Below are 21,299 nucleotides of genomic sequence, written 5' to 3'. Positions count from 1 at the left end.
CGTGTCGGAGAGGATGACCCCATGAGCTCCCTGTTCACTCCCCTGGCCCTACGCGCGGTCACCCTGCCCAACCGGATCGCCCTGGCACCGATGTGCCAGTACTCCGCCGGCCCCGACGGTCTGCCCACCGACTGGCACCTGATCCACCTCGGCAGTCGCGCGGTCGGCGGTGCCGGCCTGGTCCTGACCGAGGCGACCGCCGTGCTCCCCGAAGGCCGGATCAGCCCACAGGACACCGGCCTCTGGTCCGGGGCGCACGTCGACGCCTGGCGACCGGTGACCGCGTTCGTCGCCGCCCACGGCGCGGTGCCGGCCGTGCAACTCGCGCACGCCGGCTTCAAGGCGTCCACCTACCGCCCGTGGGCCCCGGAGCGCGGCGGTGTGCCGGACGCCGAGGGCGGCTGGACGCCCGTCGCCCCCGGCTCGGAGCCGTTCGCCGCCGACTACCGGACCCCGACCGGCCTCGACGAGGCCGGCATCGCCGGTGTGGTCGAGGCGTTCGCGGCCGGCGCCGCTCGCGCGCTGGACGCCGGCTTCGCCGCCGTGGAGATCCACGCCGCCCACGGTTACCTGCTCAACGAGTTCCTCTCGCCGCTGACCAACCACCGCACCGACTCCTACGGCGGCGACCGGGCCGCCCGGATGCGACTCACCCTGGAGGTGGCCCGCGCGGTGCGCGCCGCGGTCGGCGAGGACGTGCCGGTGCTGACCCGGATCTCCGCCACCGACTGGGTCGAGGGCGGCTGGACGATCGAGGACAGCGTGGTGCTCGCCGGCGAACTGGCCGGCGTCGGCGTCGACCTGGTCGACGCGTCCTCCGGCGGGGTGAGCGTGGACCAACGCATCCCGCTCGGCCCCGGCTACCAGGTGCCGCTGGCCGCCCAGATCCGCCGCGAGGCCGGTGTGCCCACCGGCGCGGTCGGGCTGATCGTGGAGCCCGAGCACGCCGAGCAGATCGTCACCAACGCCGAAGCCGACCTGGTGCTGCTGGGCCGGGAACTGCTGCGCGACCCGTACTGGCCGCGCCGCGCCGCCGCGAAGCTCGGCGTCGCGTACTCCGGGCCCGCCCAGTACGCCCGCGCCTGATCCCCGCCGGTGCGGGGCGGCTGCCAGCCCGGCAGCCGCCCCGCACCGTCAGCGCCACCCCGGCGCTCGGGCCGCCCCCGCGCTCAGCCGGCCAGGTGCGACCAGTCGCCCTCCAGGTCCTGCCAGGTGCCCTGGGCCGCCACCGTGCCGCCGAGCAGCACCACCACGTGGTCGGCCCGGACCAACGCGGCGCGCTTCGCGGTCGAGCCGACCACTGTCACCCCGTGGCCGCGCAACGCCTGCCACAACGCCAGCTCGGTGGTGACGTCCAACGCCGACGACACGTCGTCGGCGACCAGCAATTCGGTACGCGGGGCCAGCGCCCGAGCCAGCGCCAACCGCTGCAACTGCCCGCCGGAGAGCCGGGTGCCCTTGTGCCCGATGAGCAGGCCCAACCCACCACCGGCGGCGGCCAGGTCGTGGTCGAGCTGGGCGGTGCTGACCGCCCCGGCCGCGTCGACCTGGTGCCCGAGCGCGATGTTGTCGGCCACCGTGCCGGAGAGCACCCGGGGCAACTGACCGACATAACCGACCTGGTTGGGGCGCAGGAACAGCTCCGGCTCGGTGACCGGGTCACCGTTCCAGGCCAGCTCGCCGGTGTGGTGCACGATCCCGGCCAGCGCCCGCAGCAACGAGGACTTGCCCGACCCGACCGGCCCGACGACCAGCACCAACTGCCCCCGCTGCACGGTCAGGTCCACGTCCCGCACGGCCACCGTGCCGTCGGAGTGCACCACCGAGAAACCGCGCAGCTCCAGCTGGCGCAGCGGATGCCGGGGCGGCATGGTCGGCGCGGGCGCAGTCCCGGCGCTCAGGTCGACCTCCGGCACCCCCGCCGAGTACGCGCTCACCCCGGTCATCGCCGTCGTGCGCCGCGTCCAGACCCGCGCCGAGGGCAACTGCGAGATCAACGACGCCGTCGTCCAGGCGAACCAACGGGCCGCGCCCAGGGTGGAGACGGCCACCAGCACCGCCCCGGCGGAGAGCGAGCCGTTCAGGTAGAGCGCCCAGGCGCCGATCGGCAACAGCCCGCTGGCCATCGACGGCGTGGACCGCGCCCACACCTGCACCGAGATCTCCCGCCGCTGCCGGTCGCTGCGTAGCACGTCCAGACCTGCCAGGTGACGCAGCACCGCCGTGGTCGCGCCGGCGAGCTTCACCGTCCGCGCCGCGGAGAGCGCGGAGACCAACGCCGTGGCGAACGCGGCCCGCGCCGCCACCGTCGCCCGGGCCGCCCGCTCCAGCTTCGGCCCGAACAACGTCGCGGCCAGGCCGGAGACGACCATCGTGCCGAGGAAGAACAACCCGGGTACGACGCTGCCGGTGACCGCCGTCATGGCGACCACGAGCACCAGCGCGACCGTCTGGTCCAGCACGTTGTCGGCGAGCTGAACCACCCGCTCGGTGTCCCCACCCTGCGCCACCACCTCAGCGGGTGTGTGTGAGCTGACCCGACGCGGCCCGGTCTGGCCGTGCACCAGGCGAAGGCCGATGCGCAGCATCTGCCGCACCCACCACTGCGGGAACCAGACGTGGGTGTAGAACGGCAGCGGCAGGGTGACCAGCAGCCCGGCGACGATCCCCACCGCCGGCAGGTACGGGTTGCCGGTCCCGTCGACCAGGTCCGCCCAGAGCCAGGGCAGCACCGGGCCGTCCAACCCGAGCAGGCTGAGCCCGAGGAACAGCACGATCGCGGCCGCCCCGTACCGGGGATCGTTGGTGCAGAGCCGGAAGATCTCCCGCAGCGTCCGGGCCGGCGGCACCGGCGGCAGTGGCGGCGGATCGGCCCGGGTGGGCCCGGTCGGGTTGGTCTGCCCGGCCTGCTTCTTCAGCCCGCTCGGCTCGACCTGCTCGGTCGGCGTGACCGGGGTGGCCTGCTCCGTTGGAGTGAGCGGGGTGGTCGGCGTGAGCGGCGTGGTTGGTGCCATCGGCCCGACCAGCTCGGCCGGTTCGACCCGCGCGGGCAGCGGCTCGCCCGGCCAGGGGTCGGCCGGGGCGGGGCCGACCAGCAGGTCGGTGCCGCCGCCGCGACCGGCCGGCGCCACCGTCGCGTACGCGGCGGCGTGACTGGTCGCCAACAGTTCCGCGAAACGCGTCGACGTCTCCAACGGGCCAGCCTCGACCACCACGCCGTCGGCCAGGACGACCACCTCGTCACAGCGGCGTACAGAGGAGAGCCGGTGCGCGATGACGATGCCGATCCGGTCACGCAGCAGACGTTCGGTGGCCCGCTGCACCCGCGCCTCGGTGACCGGGTCCAGACGCGCGGTGGCCTCGTCGAGGATCACCACGTGCGGCTCCCGAACCAGGATCCGGGCGAACGCCACCAACTGCTCCTGACCGGCGGAGAGCACATGGCCGCCCTCCCCCAACCGGGTCGCCAATCCGTCCGGCAGCTCGGCGATCCAACCGGCCAGACCCAGCTCGTCCAGTGCCCGAGCCGCCGCGTCTAGCAACTCCGGGTCGAAAAGAGCGACGTTCTCGGCGAGCGTGCCGGCCAGGATCTCGGTGCGCTGCGGCACCAACGCCACCCAGCGGCGCAACTGCTCCACGTCGAGGTCACACAGGTCGGTGCCGCCGAGGAAAACGGTGCCGGGCGGCACGTCCACCGCGCGGGTGAGCACCTTCGCCAGAGTCGACTTGCCCGACCCGGTCCGTCCGATCAGCGCGTACGAGCGACCACGGGCGAAGGTGAGGCTGACCCCGCGCAGCGCCGCCCCCCGGCCACCCTCCCCGTACCCGAAGGTCAGGTCCCGGATGCGCAGGTCACCGTCGCTCGGACTGGCCCCGCCCACCGGTTCCTGCCGGGCCTTCTGGAGCAACTGCACCCGCGCCCACGCGCCGAGAGCCTCCTGGATCTCCGGCACCATCCGGCTGACATGTTCCGCGGTCGCCCCGAACGCCAGGGCCAGCAGCCAGATGGCGGTGAGCCGGGCGGCGTCGATCCGGCCGGTGGCCAACGCCCAGGCCCCACCGAGCACCACCGCACCGATACCGGCCCGGATCGTCGCGGTCGCCACCGTCGCCACCCGGGCGGACAGCACCCACACCACACTGCCCCGCGACAGCACCGCCGCGGCCCGCCGGGCGTACAACCGCAGCACGTACGGCCGAGCCAAACTGGTGCGTACGTCGTCCTGGCCGTGCACCGCCTCCTCCATGACGGCGGCCAGGTCGGACCACGCCTCCTCCTCGGCCATCCGAGCCGGGCCGATCCGCGCCGTGGGCCGCCGCAGTCCGACCGCGAGCACCACCGTGAGCAGCACCATCGCGACCCCGGCCGGCCACCACACCACCAACGCCACGACCATCGACAACAAACCCACACAGAGACCCTGGGCGAGCCGGGTGCCCTGGTTACGCACCGCCGACGCCACCTGATAGACGTCCCCGTCGATCCGGTCCAGCAGCTCACCCACCGGGGTGGTCTCCAGGGTGGGCAGATCCTGCCCGAGAGCGACGCGACAAAGCCGACGACGCACATCGGCCGACCAGTCCGCGGTCAAACCGGCCATCAACAGACTCACCGCGAGGTCGCTGAGGACCACAGCGACCAGAGCCGCCGCCAGTACGGCGAAGAACCCCGCCGACCGATGCACCAACACCGCACCAGCCAGCGCCGACGCGCCCGCCTGCCCCGCGGCACCCAACACGATCAGAACGGCCACGATCGTCATACGACGGGTAGAAGTGCCCCACAGATCACGGAGCAGGCGCATGGAAGTCCTCCGGGACGAGGGGGGCGGAGACCTCAGCCTGCCGGCACGAACCCGCCTACTCAACCGAATTTCCGGCCCCTGAGCAGGACCTTCGTCACCTCAGCCACGAGTGGCGATGGCTGACCGGTTCAGGCCCCGTCCCGCTGTCGCACTCGAGGCGAGGCTCGGCGCGGAAGGCTCGGCGCGGGGGCACTCCGCACGCGGCGCTCGATGCGAGGGCTCGGCAACGGCGCACCGGATGGGCGTTTCACCCGATTTGGCGGGAGGCTGTCATGTCACGCCGCGATCAAACTTCCTGATCCACTCGGGTTTCATGAAGTCGGGGTGTCCCGGCGTCCCGGATCCCCCGGTTTTCATGAACGCGAGTGGATCACCCAAGCGAGGGGCCGATGTGACGCCGCCGCCCTGACGTGGGTGTGGGCGGTTTGTCCGGTGACGGGTGGTTGTGGGGTGTGGTCGGGTGCACCCGTGGGCCGGAATCGCGGCGGGCCCGGGTCGTTACACACCCTGACACTCGCAGCACCACCGCCCGCCCCGCACGGGTGCGGGACGCCGGTCCCGGCAGGCTGGAATGCCAGCCTCCGCCCGGTCGTTGCAGTCCCCACGACCAACCGCACCGCCTCGACGAGGGTGCCTGGCAGGTGGGCCAACCCCCGGGAATGACCCCGGCCCGGCGGTCGTTGCAGTCCCCACGGCCAACCGCACCGCCTCGACGTGGGTGCCTGGCAGGTGGGCCAACCCCGGGAATGACCCCGGCCGCCCGGTCGTTGCAGTCCCCACGACCAACCGCACCACCTCGACGAGGTGCCCGGCAGGTGAGTCGCCCCCGGGAATGACCCCCGCCGCCTGGTCGTTACACAGGGACCCGGCGCCACGAGCCCTCCGCCCGTGAGTCGCCGACCCCGACGCCCGATAAGCGTCACCCCCCAAGACTTTCCCCTTGTTTGTGCAGCGCCGGACGAGGTGCTCACACCCCTGCCGCCGCCCCCCTTGGTGGTTCGGGTGTTCCTACCCCCGAAGGAGCTACCCCTCATGAACACGATCATCCGTAAGAGCGTGCTGTCCGTTGCTGGTCTCGCGTTCGCCGGTGGCGTCTTCGCCGGCCCGATCGCCGCCCACGCCGCCACCCCGACCGTGGACACCAAGCCCGTCGCTATGGCCGTGCAGTCGGCGCCGAAGCCGCAGGGCGACCAGTCCCACATCACCCTCAACGACGAGCAGACCGCCAACGTCAAGGCGATCATCGCCGCCACGAAGAAGGCCGGTATGCCCGAGCGCGCCGCGGTCATCTCCATCGCGACGAGCCTGCAAGAGTCCAAGCTGGAAAACCTGGGTCACCTGGGTGACATGAACGACCACGACTCGCTGGGCCTGTTCCAGCAGCGCCCGAGCTCGGGTTGGGGCACCCCGGAGCAGATCACCAACCCTGAGTACTCGACGACGGCGTTCCTCAAGGGCCTCAAGCAGGTCGACGGGTGGCAGGACATGCCCCTGACCCAGGCCGCGCAGACCGTGCAGGTGTCGGCTTACCCGGACGCCTACGCCCAGTGGGAGCAGCAGGCCACCGACCTCGTCACCCAGTACTGGAACAGCTGACCCACAACACCACAGCACCACCGCACCACCGCACGACAGCAGCACAGCAGGACACCGACCGCTGGCCGGCACCCGCAACCCGGGGTGCCGGCCAGCGGCACTTCCGCGTCCGGCGCTGCCGGCACGAGCTGCGTGGACAGTTTCCGTCACGAGCTAACGAAAACTGTCCAAGATCTGCGGAAACTCACTACCGCAGCGAACCCGCGCCGCGAACCCGCGCCGCCTCCAGCCGTCAGAAGAGAACGGTGGCCAGGGTGCCGATCGGTTGGAAGCCGCAGCGCTCGTAGACACGGCGGGCCGGCAGGTTGAAGTCGTTGACGTACAGGCTGACGGTGGGGGCGACCCGCAGCAGCGCGTCGCGGACCACCGCTGCCATGGCGGCGGTGGCGATCCCCCGGCCGCGCCACTCCGGTGCCACCCAGACGCCCTGGATCTGCGCCGTCCGCTTGGTCACCACGGCCAATTCGGCCTTGAAGACGACCTTGCCGTCGACGATGCGGGCGTACGCGCGACCGGTCCGGACCAGGTCGTTGACCCGTCGGCGGTAGCTGCGTCCGCCGTCCTCGGCCAGTGGGGAGACGCCGACTTCTTCGGTGTACATGGCTACCGCCGCCGGGAAGAGCCGGTCGACCTCGCCGGAGCGAACCTGGCGTACCTCCGGATCGGCCGGTACGGGTGGCAGCGTGTCGGTGACCAGGAGCGGCTGGTTGGGGCGAACGTCTCGCGCTGGCCCCCATGTGTCGGAGAGTCGGTCCCACAGCCCGAGCACGGCGTCGGCCCGGCCGACGATGGAGGAGCAGAGCCGTTCCTCGCCCGCGAGCAGGTCGGCGAAGGCGGCCACCGCAGCGTCGCTCGCCAATACCGGGGTCAGGTTGCCGCCGAGCCAGCAGAGTGATTCGAGGTTGCGGCGGGCCCCGTACCCCAGGACCCGGCCCTCGGCCCGCCACCAGGAGAGCCCGCGCGCGGCGATCCGCTCGGCGACCTGCGCGCCCGCGAACGGGTCATGGTCGAGCAGTCGCTCGACCGCGCGGCGCTCCGATTCCCCCAGTTGGCGTACCGGCACCGTCAGCACGAGTATCAGCCTGCCAGATCGGCACCCTGCTTCGCCGGTCGAGTGACAAGGCCGGCATCGGCTCCGCGCGGCCGGGTCCGCCCGGCCCACCGGACGACCGGGGGCACCAGGGCCCCGAGCAGGAGGAACAGGGCACCGAGTACGAGCCATCCCGGTACGCCCCAGCCGAGCGCGAGGGTGGTCACCACCACCGGCGCGAGCATTTTGCCCAGTTCGTAGCCCATGCCGTAGGTGCCCTGGTACTGCCCCTGGGCGTCGGCCGGTGCCAGCCCGAAGGAGATCCCCCAGCCGGCGGCGGAGTGCCACAGTTCCCCAGTGACGTGCGCGACCGCCCCGAGGCCGAGCAGGCCCATCGCGCCGGCGGTGGGTAGCGCGCCGCTGGCGGCGAAGAGTACGCAGGCCAGGGCGATGGCCACGCCCGCTCGACGGGCGGCGCGGGCGGCTCCGGGCAGGGTGACGGCGGTACGCGCGGCGCGTACCTGTAGGAGCACCACCAGCACGGTGTTGACCAACGTCAACGCGGAGATCATCCAGGCGGGGGCCTGGGTGTGACCGGCGATCCACAGCGGCAGGGCGATGGTGAGCAGGCTGAAGTGCATCGACATCAGCCCGTCGACCAGGGTGAAGGCGAGGAACGGGCGATCCCGTAGGGCGACCAGCCGAGGCCCCTGCGCCGGGGCGGCGACCGGGGCGACGGTGGGCAGTCGGAGGAAGATCACCGCAGCGGTCAGTGACGCCACTGCGGCGGCCAGGATCAGTGCGACGTACCCGGTTCGGGTGTCGGCGGCGATGGCGAAGCCGCCGAGGACGGCACCGACGGAGATTCCGACGTTGGTGGTGGCCCGCAGGTAGGCGCGGGTGCGGACCCGCTGGTCGGCCGGGATCGCTCCGGCGATCAGCGCGCCGCGGGCACCGCGCTCGACCGCGTCGGCGAGCGCGGTGGCGGCTCCTACCAGCACAAACGTGGGGAACGACCGGACGGCCACCAGGCCGATGGTCAGGGTGCCGGCGACGAAGAGGGCACCGACCTGCACACCGCGCGGGCCGACGCGATCGGCGAGGTAGCCGCTCGGGGTGCTGGCCAGCACCCCGACCAGGGCCGAGATGGTGAGCCCGATGCCGACCTGGGTCGCCGACAGGCCGACCGAGCGGGTGAGGAAGAGCGCGCTGGAGACGAGCCAGAGGCCCCGCCCGACGGTCTTGACCAGGGTGCCGAGGGTGAGGACCCGGGACGGACCCGGCGGAGGAAGCAGGCGCATGATCGACACCGTAGCAAGACGTACGTACGGTTTGCTACACGAGGGTTGCTGGCGATGCATTGCCGATATATCGTTGATGCATCAGCGATAGTCCTACGAGAGGGAGAACCCGATGAGGTTCCACCGACAGCACCACGCGATGCACGAGGCCCGGATGCGTGGGTTCGGCTTCCCGCCGGTCCCGCCCGGTCCGTTCGGTCACGGCCACGAACACGGACACGGCGGCCCCTGGGGTGGCCGGGGCCGTGGCCGGGGTCGGGGCCGACGCCCCAACGTCCGAGCCTCCGTGCTGGCCCTGCTCACGGAGCGGCCGATGCACGGCTACGAGATGATTCAGGAGATCGACTCCCGCACCGGCGGTGCGTGGCGGCCGAGCCCGGGCTCGATCTACCCCACCCTCCAGCTACTGGAGGACGAGGGCGTCATCGTCGCCAGCACCGAGGAGTCCGGTGGCGGGCGGAAGCGGTTCACGGTCACCGAGGCCGGTCAGGCGGAGGCCGCCGAGGCCGCGCAGACCCCACCGTGGGCGGACGTCGCCCAGGGCGCGGTGAGCAGCTGGCACGACATCCGCGACTCCGGCGCGCAGGCGATGAACGCCCTGCGCCAGGTGATGATGAACGGCACCGACGACCAGCGCGAGCGGGCCGCCCAGGTGCTCGACGAGACCCGACGCAAGCTGTACGCGATCCTCGCCGAATCCGAGTGACGCCACGACGCGGACCGCGTGACAACGAAAAGCGGCCGTTCCCCCACCCGGGGAACGGCCGCTTTTTCCAGATGGAAATCAGTGCACGGTGACGGTCGGGCCGGTGACCAGCCCGCGCAGCTCCTCGGGGAGTTCGGCGCCCATCTCGTCGGCGATCCGCAGCGCTTCCTCGATCAGGGTCTCGACGATCTGCGCCTCGGGCACGGTCTTGACGACCTGCCCCTTGACGAAGATCTGGCCCTTGCCGTTGCCGGAGGCGACGCCGAGGTCGGCCTCGCGGGCCTCGCCGGGACCGTTGACCACGCAGCCCATGACGGCGACCCGCAGCGGCACCGGCAGCCCTTCCAGGCCGGCGGTGACCTCCTCGGCGAGCTTGTAGACGTCCACCTGGGCACGCCCACAGGACGGGCAGGAGACGATCTCCAGGCCGCGCTCGCGCAGACCGAGGGACTCCAGGATCTGGTTGCCGACCTTGATCTCCTCGACCGGCGGCGCGGACAGCGACACCCGGATGGTGTCGCCGATGCCCTCGGCGAGCAGCGCACCGAAGGCGACCGCCGACTTGATGGTGCCCTGGAACGCGGGCCCGGCCTCGGTGACGCCGAGGTGCAGCGGATAGTCGCACTGCTCGGCGAGCTGCCGGTACGCCCGGATCATCACGACCGGGTCGTTGTGCTTCACCGAGATCTTGATGTCCCGGAAGCCGTGCTCCTCGAACAGCGAGCACTCCCACAGCGCCGACTCGACCAGCGCCTCGGCGGTGGCCTTGCCGTACTTCGACAGCAGCCGCTTGTCCAGTGAGCCCGCGTTGACGCCGATCCGGATCGGCACCCCCGCGTCCCCGGCGGCACGGGCGATCTCCTTGACCTTGTCGTCGAACTGGCGGATGTTGCCCGGGTTGACCCGGACCGCGGCGCAGCCGGCGTCGATCGCGGCGAAGACGTACTTGGGCTGGAAGTGGATGTCGGCGATCACCGGGATCTGCGACTTCTTGGCGATCGCGGGCAGTGCCTCGACGTCGTCCTGAGACGGCACCGCCACCCGGACGATCTGGCAACCGGACGCCGTCAACTCGGCGATCTGCTGCAACGTCGCGTTGACGTCGGAGGTGAGAGTCGTGGTCATCGACTGCACCGACACCGGCGCACCACCACCGACCGGCACCGAACCGACCATGATCTGGCGGCTGGCCCGACGGGGAGCGAGCGGCGGGGGCGGCACGGCGGGCATACCGAGACTGATAGCTGTCACTTCAGGCACTCACCTTGAGAAGAGCGTGATGGGGTTGACGACGTCCGCGGCGATGGTCAGCAGCGTGAACGCGCCACCGATCAGGATCACCGCGTACGTGAAGGGCATCAGTTTGAGGTAGTCCACCCGGCCGGGGTCGGCCCGGCCGATCCGCGCGTAGACCCAGGAGCGGGCCCGTTCGAACCAGGCGATGGCGATGTGGCCGCCGTCCACCGGGAGCAGCGGCAGCAGGTTGAACACGCCGATGAAGAAGTTCAGCGACACGAAGAGCATGAAGAAGACCAGCCAGGCGTTGTTCTCCACCGCCTCGCCGCCGAGCCGGCTGGCGCCGACCACACTGATCGGGGTGTCGATGTCCCGTTCGCCGCCGGTGAGGGCGGTCCACAGGGCGGGGACCTTCTGCGGGAGGCGCTGGAGCGCCTGGGCGGTGCCGACGGCCAGCTGACCGGTGAAGTCGGCGGTGGCGCCGAAGGCGCCGATCGGGCCGTACGTCACGCGGGTGGGGGTGCTGGGGACGAGCCCGACGCCGAGTGCGGCCACCGGCGCGGCGGCACCGGTCGGGTCGTCCAGCGGCGGGCGCTGGGTCTGCGCGAGGACCGTGCTGGCGGTGGCGGGCTGCCCGTCGCGGACGTAGGCGATCTGCGCGGTCTCGCCCGGCTTGAGCCCGCGCAGCGTGGTGAGCAGGTCGCCGTAGGAGTTGATCGCGGTGCCGTTGATCGAGGTGATCCGGTCACCGTTCTTCAACTGCGCCTGGGCGGCCGGGCTGGCCGCGTCGCCGGGGGCGCAGGCCCGCAGCGAGTTCTCCGGCACCACGCAGTCGCTGAGCCGGATGACGGCGGGCTCCTGGCGCGCCTGCGCGTCGGTGGTCGGGAAGTCGGGGTTGGGCAGGCCGGCGGAGACGGCGAGGATCCAGATCGTGATCAGCGCGAGCGCGAAGTGCGTGATCGACCCGGCGGCCATCACGATCGTCCGCTTCCAGACCGGGTAGCGCCACATCACGCGCGACTCGTCGCCCGGTTCGACGTCGTCGTCCTGCGGCGTCATCCCGACGATCTTGCAGAAGCCGCCGAGGGGGATGCCCTTGAGGCCGTACTCCGTCTCACCCCGCTGGAACGACCAGATGGTGGGGCCGAAACCGACGAAGTACTTCGTGACCTTCATCCCGAACGCCTTGGCGGTCAGCAGGTGACCCGCCTCGTGCAGGCTCACCGAGATGAGAATGGCCAGGGCGAAGAGGACCACCCCGAGCAGGTACGACATCAAGCTCCTTCCACCGAACCCGCGATGATCTCCTGCGCGTGCGCGCGTGCCCACGACTCGGCCGCGAGCACGTCCTCGACGGTACCTGGTTCGTCGAAGTCCGGAGCCTCCTCCAACACGCGTTCGAGGGTGTCGACGATGCCGAGGAACGGCAGCCGGCCCGCCACGAACGCGGCCACGCACTCCTCATTCGCCGCGTTGTAGATCGCCGGCCGGCAGCGCCCGGCCTCCCCGGCGGCCTTGGCCAGGGCGACGGCCGGGAACGCCTCGTCGTCGAGCGGCGCGAACTCCCAGGTGTGCGCGGCCGTCCAGTCGACGGCGGTGGCGGCCCCGGGCACCCGGTCCGGCCAGCCGATACCGAGCGCGATCGGCAGCCGCATGTCCGGTGGGCTGGCCTGGGCGATCGTCGACCCGTCGACGAACTCGACCATCGAGTGGATCACCGACTGCGGGTGCACCATCACGGTGATGTCGGCGTAGGGCACGTCGAACAGCTCGTGCGCCTCGATCACCTCCAGCGCCTTGTTGACCATGGTGGCGGAGTTGATCGTGACGACCGGCCCCATGTTCCACGTCGGGTGGGCGAGGGCCTGCTCGGGTGTGACCTGCGTCAACTCGTCGCGCCGCCGACCCCGGAACGGGCCGCCGCTGGCCGTCACGACCAACCGCCGCACCTCGCCGCGCATCCCGGAACGCAGGCACTGGGCCAGCGCCGAGTGCTCCGAGTCGACCGGGACGATCTGCCCCGGCCGCGTCACCGCGGCCTTGACCAGCGGGCCGCCGGCCACGAGCGACTCCTTGTTGGCAAGCGCGAGAGTACGACCACCGCGCAGCGCGGCCAGCGTAGGAGCGAGGCCCAGCGAGCCGACCACCCCGTTGAGCACGACGTCGCACGGCCACTGGGCCAGCTCGGTCATGGCGTCCGGGCCGGCCACGATCTTGGGAAGTTTGAAGTCGCCGGTGGCCCACCCGCGCCGGCTCGCCTCGGCATAGAACGCGAGTTGCAGATCCTGCGCGGCGGACGCCTTGGCCACCCCGACCGCCTCGACGCCCAGTTCGAGGGCCTGCGCGGCGAGCAACTCGACGTTTCCGCCGCCCGCACCCACGGCGACCACCCGGAACCGGTCCGGGTTGCGCCGCACGATGTCGATGGCCTGGGTGCCGATCGAGCCGGTGGACCCGAGCAGAACAAGGTCGCGGGGGGAAGTCACCCGGCCATTCTTCCCCACCCGGGCTGTACGCCCGCTGGGAGCCTCAGCCCTCCCCGTCCGCGGGCCGTCGCCAGCCAACCCCCGGCACGAGCCCGTCGTTCCCCGCCCTTGATCGACTCGGGTTTCAGGAAGTCGGGGCAACCCCGGCAACCGAACACCCCGATTTCCTGAAACCCGTGTCGATCAAGCCTGGTCGTCAGCCGACTCGGTGGTGGTCGCGTCCGGCGCCGCCTCCTCGTCCAGCAACTCGGCCGGGTCGATGGAGAACTCGAACGGCTCTCGCATCACGAAGGTGCTACCCGCCGCAGCTGCGGCCAGCGGCCGGTACTCCCCGTCGGCCAGCTCAAACAAAGCCATGGTCGGCACCCGGTTGCGCAAGTCCAGCCGGAGGAAGAACGGCACCCCGACAGCGGCGTACTCCCGGGGCCGGTCGATCACGTCCTTGCGCCGATTTCCGGGAGACACGATCTCCCCCAGCAGCACCGCCTCGGCAATGGGCACCGTCGTGCGGCCACCACCGGAGTTGCGCAGAACGGCGATGTCCGGGATGAAGAGATCATCGTCGGAGAGGACGTTGATCTCTGGGTAAACCCAGAAACCCGCCTTCCGCGCGGCGCGGTGCAGCACATACGGCAACTCACGCTCGACCGACTGATGATCGATTCCTGCATGTGGTGTCACGATCACGCTTCCGCTCAGGACCTCAACCTTGGGGCCGTTGGTCTCCGGCAACAGGTCGAGGGCGAGCTGCGCGGTCCACGGCTCGTCGTGCCACCGCAGCACGTCGAACGACGGCTCGGTGTGCTGCGGCGTCGGCTCTGGCGCGAAAGCTGCCTGGGCCATCCGGGCTCACCCCCTCAGCGGACCATCCTGCTCAGGTCAGCCTAGCCATCGCAGCCCCAGAAGCGCGTCATCGCACACCGGGTCCGTCGGTCATTTGGCCTCCGGCACGTGTCAGGCGCTGTTCGGGATCCCCCACGGATCGGCATGTTCGCCCCCGTGATGCGTCCTGACGACAAATGAGAAGCAGGCAACGAAGCCCTCTTCAGGATCGGCCGACAGAAAGATTGTGCGAACCCTGCCTGCGCGCTCATCGACTCCCGAAAAGCGCAGGATTCTGCGCCGCTCGATCTCGCTCGCCGAACTGAGGGTCAAGGAAGAGTAGACGGACTTCAGCTTCATCCCGAGAACGCCGAAGAAGAGCACCCGCGTTACCGCACCCCCGCCAGCACTGCCCCTGATCTCCAACTCAGAATGGCTGACACTGTATCGCCACGGCCGGAACTTCCCATTCAACACAACAGGGAGGGTCTCGTGGCGCGCCGGTTCGCTAGTCACAGGGATTCGCCGCCCCTACGCCGACATCGCCACTGGTCGCGGTTCGGATCGCCGCACGACGGCCAGCCAGACCGCTGCTCCGATGCAGAGGACGGCCAGCAGGGACAGCAGCACCAGGGCCGGGTTGACCCAGGCGGGCACCAGATCGTAGGTGGCGTTGCATCGGTCGTGGAGGGGGAACCATCGCGACGACTCACGCCAGTGGACTGCGCGGTAGGCACTGTCGTAGCTGACGCCGACCTGTCGGCAGGACTCCTCCGAGCTCATGGAGGAACCCGCGAACGCCCCGACGAACCAGGTGAGGGCGGTGGCGAGGATCGACAGCCCGGCCGTCGCGGCGAACCAGCCCGGAGTCTTCCACCGACCGGTGAGCAGAGGCCGGCCCCACAGCCAGAGCACGAACAGAGCGGGTACGGCGAGGCAGAGCCCGGTCGTGATGACACCCATCCTGATTCGTCAGCCTCCCGCCAGCGAGCCGGCCTTGATCATTGCACGGGCTGGCTGACCACCGTGAACTCGACGAACGCAGCCCAGGCCGAGGGGGTGAAGGTCAGCACCGGTCCGCGCCGGTCCTTGCTGTCGCGTACGCCGACCGTGTCGGCGAACCCCGCCACCTCGACGCAGTCGCCCTCGCCGCCGGACCGGGTCGACTTGCGCCAGACTCCGTCACGCACCATCGGTCATCTCCTTCGCTATGGCCGCGATCAGCTCACGGGACTCGTCGGCGCTCAACGCCCGTTCGCCGAGGGAGCGCCACGCATCTTCGTAGATCTCGATCTCGTGGGTCTTGTCAAGGTAGACCGCGCCGCACGGCCCGTCCATGTAGATCGTCGTCGGCTCCGGCTCCCGCACGTCGGACGGGAAGTCGAGCATGGTGAAGGTGCCGGCCTGCGCCCAGCGGACCAGGCCAGCGTCGAGCGGCAACACCCGGATGCCGATGTTGTGCTGCCGCGACGACATCAGCAGCGACTCCAACTGCCGGGCCATCGCGGCCCGATCACGCAGCGGCCGGCGCAGCACCGCCTCGCCCAGAATGACGTCGAGGCGCGGCGCGCGAGGTATCGCCCGAGCCAGCAGGCGTTGGCGGCGAAGCCGCACGTCGACCTTCGCCTGACGCTGCTGCTCGCCCATCTGCGGGTGGTCGGTGGCGATCACCTCGGTCATGTACTCGACCGTCTGCAACAGGCCGGGCACCAGGTCGACCTCATACTTGCGGATGCGGGTGGCTGCGGCCTCCAGGCCGACGTACAGCTTGAACCAGTCCTTGATCGCCTCGCCGTAGCTGTGCCACCAGCCGTGCGCCTTGGTCTCCCGGGCCAGCGCCCGCATCGTCTCGATGGTCTCCGGGGACGCGCCGTAGACGCGGCACATGGCCGCCACGTCGTTCGGATGCATGGAGACCTGGCCGGTCTCGTAGCGCCAGATCCGGGGTGCCGACCATTCCAATTCCTTGGCCGCCGCGGTAACTGTCACATACGCGTTTTCGCGAAGCTCTCTCAGATATCTGCCGAGTTGCCTCCGTGGAACTGTGCTGCCGGAGTCGTCCACGTCATCTCCCTGGCTGTCGTCGCGTAAGACACCTCATCCCTTGGTCCGCATTCTGCTCCGAAAGATTGCGCTAGACCAGCCCCAGAATGACCATCGTGGATGACAGCGGAATCGCCGCATTGGACGGAGAGCCATGGAGAGCAGTGACGAAGCCACCGACGATCTGCCGATGCCGCCCTACGTGACCGCAGAGGACGTCGTGTTCGCGCTTCGGGCGGTCAACGTGCACGCTCCCGAGCAACAGCCCGACGGTCAGCGGTGCCGCAAGGACCAGGCCGCGCACCCGTGCCGGCTGCACCGCTGGGGCCGTCGCGTCCTTGCGAAGCGCGGCCTGACCGACGAGCAGATCCAGACGCTACTCAACGGAGGAACGGTGGCGCTGCGATGAACAACCCGGCGGAGGATCGCCTCCCACCGCAGGTGGCCGGGCCCGCACTACGCGCGAACCACGCGACGGGCAACCGCCCACCGCCAGCAGGCCGAGCGGCCGGGCCCGCACTACGAACGAACCATGCTGCGGGCAGCCACCCACCATTACCAGCGGAACGGGCCGCGCCACGCTGGATCATCCACCTGCCGACCACGCTGACCAGCCTCGACGAGGTCACGGCCCTGGCCGTGGCGCTCTGCGACTCGCTCGGTCACCTCACCGTTGTCGACTTCGGCGAGACCACGCTCAGCGAGGAGGACGCACAGTTTCTGCGTACCCGAGTGTTCTGTGACGCCAGGCTCGACGGCGCCGGCCGCTGCCATCGACGCGACGCCCACGACGGACCCTGCGCGGCGACGCCCGACGATGATCGACTCGGCTTTACGGAAGTCGGGGTGTCCGCAGCATGCGGACACCCCGACTTCGCGGAAAGCGTGGTGATCAGGGAGTTGTGACGCGCCGGGGGTAGTTAATCGTTGTAGATGTCTTTGCGGTGCCCGACCGAGTGGATGGTCAACTCGTCACTGTCGAGACGATAGAGGATCCGGTAGTCACCGACGCGCAGACGACGACCTGACCCGTCGCGCATCTCGGTCGAACTCTGTGGCGCGGGGTCGGAGACCAGGCCGAGGATCGCGCTCAAGACGGTCAGAAAGACGTTGCGCGGCTGCTTGTGCAACCAGACCAGGACGTCCCGGTCCACCTGGACCTTCACGCCGCCTCACCGCCGGCCCGTTCGGCCAGCAGTGCTTCGACCTCACGAGGATCGACCCCGAGCGACTCGAGGGCCGCTGACAGCGGCACGAACTGCCCCTCGGCGCGGGAACGCGCTATCACCTCGGCGTCCCGGCGGTCGCGGAACGCTTCAATCTCTTCCCACTCGTCGATGCCGATCAGCACGGCGACAGGTCGTTCGTATTTGGTGATGATGACAGGCTCGTGCGTGCGCTCGATCGTCTCCAGCACCCGACCCGCGCCGTCACGAAACTCCCGCAACGTGATCGTCGTCATGGACCACACCGTACCATGCGGTACCGTTCGGCACGCCCTGCACGGCAACTCCTTGCAATGATCGACTCGGGTTTACGGAAGTCGGGGTGTCCGCAGCAGCAGGACACCCCGACTTCGCTGAAACCGTGTTGATCAGGGAGTGATGACGAACTGGGAGCCCGGTTGGATGACGATGTTGCCGTCGGCCGAGTTGGTGATTGTCACGTTCGTCAGGTTGGCGTTGCCGCGTGCGCCGCTCATCGCCAGGATGCCGGCACCGTTGTTCGACTTGTCGATCCGGACGTTGGTGATGGCGACGTTCGGCATGTTGCCGCCGCCGTTCTTGAACTGGATGCCGTCGTAGGTGGAGTCGATGATGTCGGTGTCCCGGATGGTAACCCCGACGATGTCCCGGGTGGCCGGGAAGAGGGTGATGGCACCGAACTCCTGATCCTCGTTCCAGAAGGCGCCGCCGGTGCGGTAGAGCCCGTTGTTGGCGATCAACGTCGTGCCGGAGAACGGCAGCGGGTCGTGGTCGGTCGCCAGCATGATGCCGGGGTAGTTCGCCGTGTCGTAGATCAGGTTGTTCTCGATCGAGTTGTCGTAGCCGCCGTAGATGGCGATGCCGTTGGCCCGCCAGGGCAGCTGGATGGTGTTGTTGACGAAGTGGTTGTCGTGGGCGATGTCGACGTTGCGGTCCTTGACGTACGGGTTGGCCCAGACTGCGAGCGCGTCGTCGCCGGTGGTGCGGAAGGACGAGTTGAACACCCGCGAGTTGCGCGTGCCGTTGCTGAAGTTGATGCCGTCGGCGTACGTGTTGCGGATCCGCATGCCAGTGAACTCCAGCCCGTCGGCCGGCCCCCACAGGTCGGGGATGTTGTCGTAGTCGCGACCCACCCAGACACCCACGTTGGCGTGCTCGATCCAGACGTTGCTGATCTTCGTGCCGGTACCGAAGCGACCGTTCAGGCCGACGCCGCCCTCGGCGTTGCCGTCACCGCCCCGGATCCGGCCCGAGCCGAAGATGGCGATGTCGGAGATCTGGGTGTTCTTGTCGATGTCGAACCCGAAGTTGCCCTCGTGCGGGTGGTTGATGCCGCCCGCGTTCTGCGGCTCGGTCAGCGTGTAGAGCTGCGAGTGCCACATGCCGGCGCCCCGGATGGTGACGTTGCTGATGCCGACCTGGTTGTGCGTACCCCGGTTCAGCGGGTCGTCGGTCAGGATCTTCTGCTCCTGCCGCCACTGCCCGGCCGGGATCCAGACGCAGCTGATCACGCCGTTCTGGTCGTCGGTCACCGCCCGCTGGATGGCGGCGGTGTCGTCGAGCCCGTCGTTCGGGACCGCACCGTACGACGTGATCGAGGTGCAGCCGGCCGGCTGGCTCGCCGGTGGGGCCACCTGCTCCAGATCGATCATGTCGATCACGTAGAAGGCGGCGTTGTCGCCCGCGTCGCGCTGCAACTTGAACCGGGTGCCGGCCGGGTACGACTGGCCCAGCAGCGCGTTCGACTCGTCGAAGAGACGTCGGGCGTCGGCCTGCGGGGTGTTGGTCAGCGCCTCCGGCCCGTCGGTGTTGCCGTAGAGCCAGCTGTGCTTCGACGACAGGGTCAACTTCCGGGAGAAGACGTCGTTGACGTAGAGGCTGATGGTCGCCTCGATGCCGCCGCCACCGGGCGCGTCCGGGATGGAGTTGCGCACCACGATGGCGTTGGCCTGGTTGGCCGAGGTGAACTCGACGAACTGGCCGGTGCTGGTGAGCCGGACCGACTTGCGGCCGGATGACTCGCTGGCGAAGTTGGTGTGCCCGAAGGTGCGCAGCGGGTCGGCCTCCAGCAATGTGCCCTGGTAACGGCCGGCCTCCGCCTCGTAGGAGACGTACGGGACGGCCGCCCCCCGACCGACCACGATCGACTGGCTGAGCGCGTTGTTCGTCTCGTTGGTCTCGGTGACCACGTTGGTGGCGTCGGCGGTGGCGGTGATGGTGGCCCCGCCGCTGGTGGCGGTCCAGCTGCCGCTGACCGCCACGGTGACCGTCGCGCCCGCGGCGATCGAGGCGGTGGTGGTGTTGAGGGTGGTGCTGCCCGCCACCAGCCGGGTGACGGTGGTCGCGCCGGTCGCGGCGGTGCCCCGGTTGCGGACCGTCACGGTGAAGGTGACGGACGCCCCGACGGCCGGGTTCGGCGGGTTCGCGGCGATGCCGAGCACCTGGAGGTCGGGGCCGGGGGCCTGCGCCACCACCAGCGGCGACGCCGCGGTGAAGCTGTTGTTGCCGTTGTTCTGCTCGACGATCGTGTTCGCCGGGTCGACCACCGCCGAGACGGCGTAGCTGCCCATGGGCCGCGTACCGGCGTTGACCGAGACGGTGGTCGAGGCGCCCGCGGCGAGCGCGCCCACCGTGGCGCTGCCGACGACCGTGCCGGCCAGACTGACGTTCACGGTGGTCGCACCGGCGGCGGCGGAGCCGATGTTCTGCACCACGGCCGAGATGGTGATCGGGGAGACCTCGCTGGGCGACGTGGGTGACCAGGTCACCGAGCTGACCACCAGGTCCGGGTTGGGCGCCGCCGTCCCGCACACCTCAAGCTCCGCGACCTGCCCGGACGGCGCACCGGTGTTGCCGGTGAACCGCAACTGCACGTCCGCGGTGGTCGCGCTGACCGGGATGGTCACCACGTTGGTGCCCTGGACGAACTGGTAGGCCGCCGCCGGCACCAGGCTGGTGTACGCGGACGACGCCTGGTCGCGGCCGAGAACCTGGATGGTCTGGGTACGGGTCCCCCAGGCCGGGTCCGGGTTGAGTTTCACTGTGACACCGGAGATGGAGTGGTTCGCGCCCAGCGCCACGGTCAGGTTCTGCGGGTAGCTCGCCGCGCCCTCCCAGTAGGTGCCGAGCTGCCCATCGTTCGCCTTCTCCGGGGTGAAGGTGAAGGTGGAGCCGCTCGCCGTCATGCTCTTGCCCTGCGCCACGTTGGTGCAGGCGGGCGGGTTGCTGCCGGTGCGGGTGACGGTGTTGCTGTTGCCGGACAGGTTGCCGGCGCCGTCGCGGGCGCGGACGTGATACGACACGGTCGCCGTCGCCGGTTGGGTGTCCTGATAGGTCAGGACGGTGCCCAGCGTGGCGATCAGGCTGCCGCCCCGGTAGACGTTGTAGCCGGCGAGCCCGCTGCCGCCGGAGTCGGTGGAGGCCCCCCAGTTGAGCGTGATCGTGCTGCCCGACGTGCTCTGCGACAGCGTCCCCGGGACGCTCGGCGCGGTGGTGTCCGGGGTGGTACCGCCGCCGCCGTACACCTCCAGCTCGGAGAGCTGCCCGGCCGGCCAGCCGCTGTTGGCGGTGATGGTGATCCGGACGTAACGGGTGGAGGCCGCGCTGAAGTTGATGGTGACGGTGCTGCCGCTGGCCGGGTTGAAGGTGTACGTCTGCGACCCGACCAGATCGGTAACTGACGAACCGTTGGCGCTGCCCTGCACGCTCAACGTCTGCGTCCGGGTCCCCCAACCGGAGGTCGGCAGCTTCAGCACGACCTGGTTGACGCTCTGCGACGAGCCGAGGTCGACCTGCACCCACTGCGGGAACGCGTTGTTGACGCTCTCCCAGTAGCTGCCCGCGTTGCCGTCGACGACCTTCGACGAGTCGTAGACGTCGGCGTGACCGCTCTCCTGGGTGGGACGGCCCTGCGCGAGGTTGGTGGCCGCCGGGGCGAAGCCGGCGCTCGACGCGGGATCGGCGGGGCGGGCGGTGGCCGGGTGCGCGACGGCGGTCGCCCCGGCCGTGGCGATCAGCGCGGCGGCGGCCGTGGCCGCCACCGTCCTGACCAGATTCGTTCGTCTCATCG

18 protein-coding genes and 1 pseudogene are annotated in these 21,299 nt (G+C 70.2%); 5 read left to right on the top strand and 14 right to left on the bottom strand.

Translation table 11 applies throughout. The features are described from left to right. Positions 1–21: 21 nt before the first annotated feature. Entirely contained in the window at positions 22–1,086 is a 1,065-nt protein-coding gene (locus EV382_RS32490; RefSeq protein ID WP_130408243.1) for an NADH:flavin oxidoreductase/NADH oxidase, read from the top strand. 83 nt (positions 1,087–1,169) lie between these two features. Here EV382_RS32490 and EV382_RS32485 read toward each other — a convergent pair whose 3' ends face one another. Next, positions 1,170–4,805 carry an ABC transporter ATP-binding protein gene (locus EV382_RS32485; protein ID WP_130408241.1) on the bottom strand — a complete coding sequence of 1,212 codons (3,636 nt, stop codon included), beginning with the start codon at positions 4,803–4,805 and terminating at the stop codon, positions 1,170–1,172. Positions 4,806–5,837: 1,032 nt separating this feature from the next. On the opposite strand from EV382_RS32485, the gene EV382_RS32480 reads away from it, so the two are divergent. Then, the gene (locus tag EV382_RS32480; protein WP_130408239.1) at positions 5,838–6,401 is read left to right on the top strand and encodes a hypothetical protein; all 564 of its coding nucleotides are present in this window, start codon (positions 5,838–5,840) and stop codon (positions 6,399–6,401) included. Between the two features lie 232 nt (positions 6,402–6,633). Here the strand turns inward: EV382_RS32480 and EV382_RS32475 are convergent, their stop codons facing one another. Both EV382_RS32475 and EV382_RS32470 read right to left on the bottom strand, forming a co-directional pair. After that, the gene (locus EV382_RS32475) at positions 6,634–7,473 is read right to left on the bottom strand and encodes a GNAT family N-acetyltransferase (protein WP_130408237.1); all 840 of its coding nucleotides are present in this window, start codon (positions 7,471–7,473) and stop codon (positions 6,634–6,636) included. Between the two features lie 5 nt (positions 7,474–7,478). Continuing rightward, entirely contained in the window at positions 7,479–8,732 is a 1,254-nt protein-coding gene (locus EV382_RS32470; protein ID WP_130408235.1) for an MFS transporter, read from the bottom strand. 112 nt (positions 8,733–8,844) lie between these two features. Here EV382_RS32470 and EV382_RS32465 point away from each other — a divergent pair, with 112 nt between their 5' ends. Then, positions 8,845–9,438 carry a PadR family transcriptional regulator gene (locus tag EV382_RS32465; RefSeq protein WP_130408233.1) on the top strand — a complete coding sequence of 198 codons (594 nt, stop codon included), beginning with the start codon at positions 8,845–8,847 and terminating at the stop codon, positions 9,436–9,438. A 78-nt stretch (positions 9,439–9,516) separates the two neighbouring features. Here the strand turns inward: EV382_RS32465 and ispG are convergent, their stop codons facing one another. The 8 genes from ispG to EV382_RS32425 form a co-directional block, all read right to left on the bottom strand. Next, positions 9,517–10,689 (bottom strand): flavodoxin-dependent (E)-4-hydroxy-3-methylbut-2-enyl-diphosphate synthase, encoded by a 1,173-nt coding sequence (gene ispG / locus EV382_RS32460; RefSeq protein ID WP_130408231.1) that lies wholly within the window; start codon positions 10,687–10,689, stop codon positions 9,517–9,519. 9 nt (positions 10,690–10,698) lie between these two features. Beyond that, positions 10,699–11,949, bottom strand: coding sequence for a M50 family metallopeptidase (locus EV382_RS32455; RefSeq protein ID WP_130408229.1), 1,251 nt, complete (start codon positions 11,947–11,949; stop codon positions 10,699–10,701). Beyond that, on the bottom strand, positions 11,949–13,160 hold the full coding sequence (dxr, locus tag EV382_RS32450) for a 1-deoxy-D-xylulose-5-phosphate reductoisomerase (protein WP_130408227.1): 1,212 nt from the start codon (positions 13,158–13,160) through the stop codon (positions 11,949–11,951). The genes EV382_RS32455 and dxr overlap by 1 nt, the downstream gene beginning before the upstream one ends. A 183-nt stretch (positions 13,161–13,343) precedes the next feature. Next, positions 13,344–14,003, bottom strand: coding sequence for a Uma2 family endonuclease (locus EV382_RS32445; protein WP_130408225.1), 660 nt, complete (start codon positions 14,001–14,003; stop codon positions 13,344–13,346). Between the two features lie 111 nt (positions 14,004–14,114). Continuing rightward, positions 14,115–14,366, bottom strand: coding sequence for a hypothetical protein (locus EV382_RS32440; RefSeq protein WP_130408223.1), 252 nt, complete (start codon positions 14,364–14,366; stop codon positions 14,115–14,117). A gap of 147 nt (positions 14,367–14,513) precedes the next feature. Next, on the bottom strand, positions 14,514–14,945 hold the full coding sequence (locus tag EV382_RS32435) for a hypothetical protein (protein ID WP_130408221.1): 432 nt from the start codon (positions 14,943–14,945) through the stop codon (positions 14,514–14,516). Between the two features lie 38 nt (positions 14,946–14,983). After that, positions 14,984–15,175 carry a DUF397 domain-containing protein gene (locus EV382_RS32430; RefSeq protein ID WP_130408219.1) on the bottom strand — a complete coding sequence of 64 codons (192 nt, stop codon included), beginning with the start codon at positions 15,173–15,175 and terminating at the stop codon, positions 14,984–14,986. Further along, a complete protein-coding gene (locus EV382_RS32425; RefSeq protein ID WP_130408217.1) occupies positions 15,165–16,046 on the bottom strand; it encodes a helix-turn-helix domain-containing protein in 882 nt (293 codons plus the stop codon). Before EV382_RS32425 ends, EV382_RS32430 begins: the two co-directional genes overlap by 11 nt. 133 nt (positions 16,047–16,179) lie before the next feature. Here EV382_RS32425 and EV382_RS32420 point away from each other — a divergent pair, with 133 nt between their 5' ends. Both EV382_RS32420 and EV382_RS33900 read left to right on the top strand, forming a co-directional pair. Next, positions 16,180–16,434, top strand: coding sequence for a hypothetical protein (locus EV382_RS32420; RefSeq protein ID WP_130408215.1), 255 nt, complete (start codon positions 16,180–16,182; stop codon positions 16,432–16,434). Positions 16,435–16,610: 176 nt separating this feature from the next. Further along, positions 16,611–16,826, top strand: a pseudogene (locus tag EV382_RS33900) (hypothetical protein); the annotation flags it as partial. 119 nt (positions 16,827–16,945) lie between these two features. Here the strand turns inward: EV382_RS33900 and EV382_RS32410 are convergent. The 3 genes from EV382_RS32410 to EV382_RS32400 all read right to left on the bottom strand — a co-directional run bounded on the left by EV382_RS32410 (position 16,946) and on the right by EV382_RS32400 (position 21,297). Then, complete coding sequence (locus EV382_RS32410) at positions 16,946–17,191, bottom strand: type II toxin-antitoxin system RelE family toxin (protein WP_130408213.1); 246 nt, start codon at positions 17,189–17,191, stop codon at positions 16,946–16,948. After that, positions 17,188–17,487: a type II toxin-antitoxin system Phd/YefM family antitoxin gene (locus EV382_RS32405; protein WP_208758538.1), complete on the bottom strand. Its 300-nt coding sequence runs from the start codon at positions 17,485–17,487 to the stop codon at positions 17,188–17,190. Before EV382_RS32405 ends, EV382_RS32410 begins: the two co-directional genes overlap by 4 nt. Before the next feature lie 132 nt (positions 17,488–17,619). After that, positions 17,620–21,297, bottom strand: a complete 3,678-nt coding sequence (locus tag EV382_RS32400) for a CARDB domain-containing protein (protein WP_130408211.1) — start codon at positions 21,295–21,297, stop codon at positions 17,620–17,622. Positions 21,298–21,299 lie beyond the last annotated feature (2 nt).

Origin of the sequence: Micromonospora violae, from assembly GCF_004217135.1 — a bacterium.
Lineage (GTDB): Bacteria > Actinomycetota > Actinomycetes > Mycobacteriales > Micromonosporaceae > Micromonospora > Micromonospora violae.
Note: the sequence above shows the minus strand (reverse complement) of the source record. Positions and strands in the feature narration are given on the sequence as shown.

Excerpts from the sequence above, each read along its gene's own strand:
- EV382_RS32445 (WP_130408225.1), bottom strand. The coding sequence starts at position 14,003 with ATGGCCCAGGCAGCTTTCGCGCCAGAGCCGACGCCGCAGCACACCGAG.
- EV382_RS32430 (WP_130408219.1), bottom strand. The coding sequence starts at position 15,175 with ATGGTGCGTGACGGAGTCTGGCGCAAGTCGACCCGGTCCGGCGGCGAG.
- EV382_RS32420 (WP_130408215.1), top strand. The coding sequence starts at position 16,180 with ATGGAGAGCAGTGACGAAGCCACCGACGATCTGCCGATGCCGCCCTAC.
- EV382_RS32400 (WP_130408211.1), bottom strand. The coding sequence starts at position 21,297 with ATGAGACGAACGAATCTGGTCAGGACGGTGGCGGCCACGGCCGCCGCC.
- EV382_RS32480 (WP_130408239.1), top strand. The coding sequence starts at position 5,838 with ATGAACACGATCATCCGTAAGAGCGTGCTGTCCGTTGCTGGTCTCGCG.
- EV382_RS32435 (WP_130408221.1), bottom strand. The coding sequence starts at position 14,945 with ATGGGTGTCATCACGACCGGGCTCTGCCTCGCCGTACCCGCTCTGTTC.
- EV382_RS32405 (WP_208758538.1), bottom strand. The coding sequence starts at position 17,487 with ATGACGACGATCACGTTGCGGGAGTTTCGTGACGGCGCGGGTCGGGTG.
- EV382_RS32455 (WP_130408229.1), bottom strand. The coding sequence starts at position 11,949 with ATGTCGTACCTGCTCGGGGTGGTCCTCTTCGCCCTGGCCATTCTCATC.
- EV382_RS32490 (WP_130408243.1), top strand. The coding sequence starts at position 22 with ATGAGCTCCCTGTTCACTCCCCTGGCCCTACGCGCGGTCACCCTGCCC.
- EV382_RS32485 (WP_130408241.1), bottom strand. The coding sequence starts at position 4,805 with ATGCGCCTGCTCCGTGATCTGTGGGGCACTTCTACCCGTCGTATGACG.
- EV382_RS32465 (WP_130408233.1), top strand. The coding sequence starts at position 8,845 with ATGAGGTTCCACCGACAGCACCACGCGATGCACGAGGCCCGGATGCGT.
- EV382_RS32470 (WP_130408235.1), bottom strand. The coding sequence starts at position 8,732 with ATGCGCCTGCTTCCTCCGCCGGGTCCGTCCCGGGTCCTCACCCTCGGC.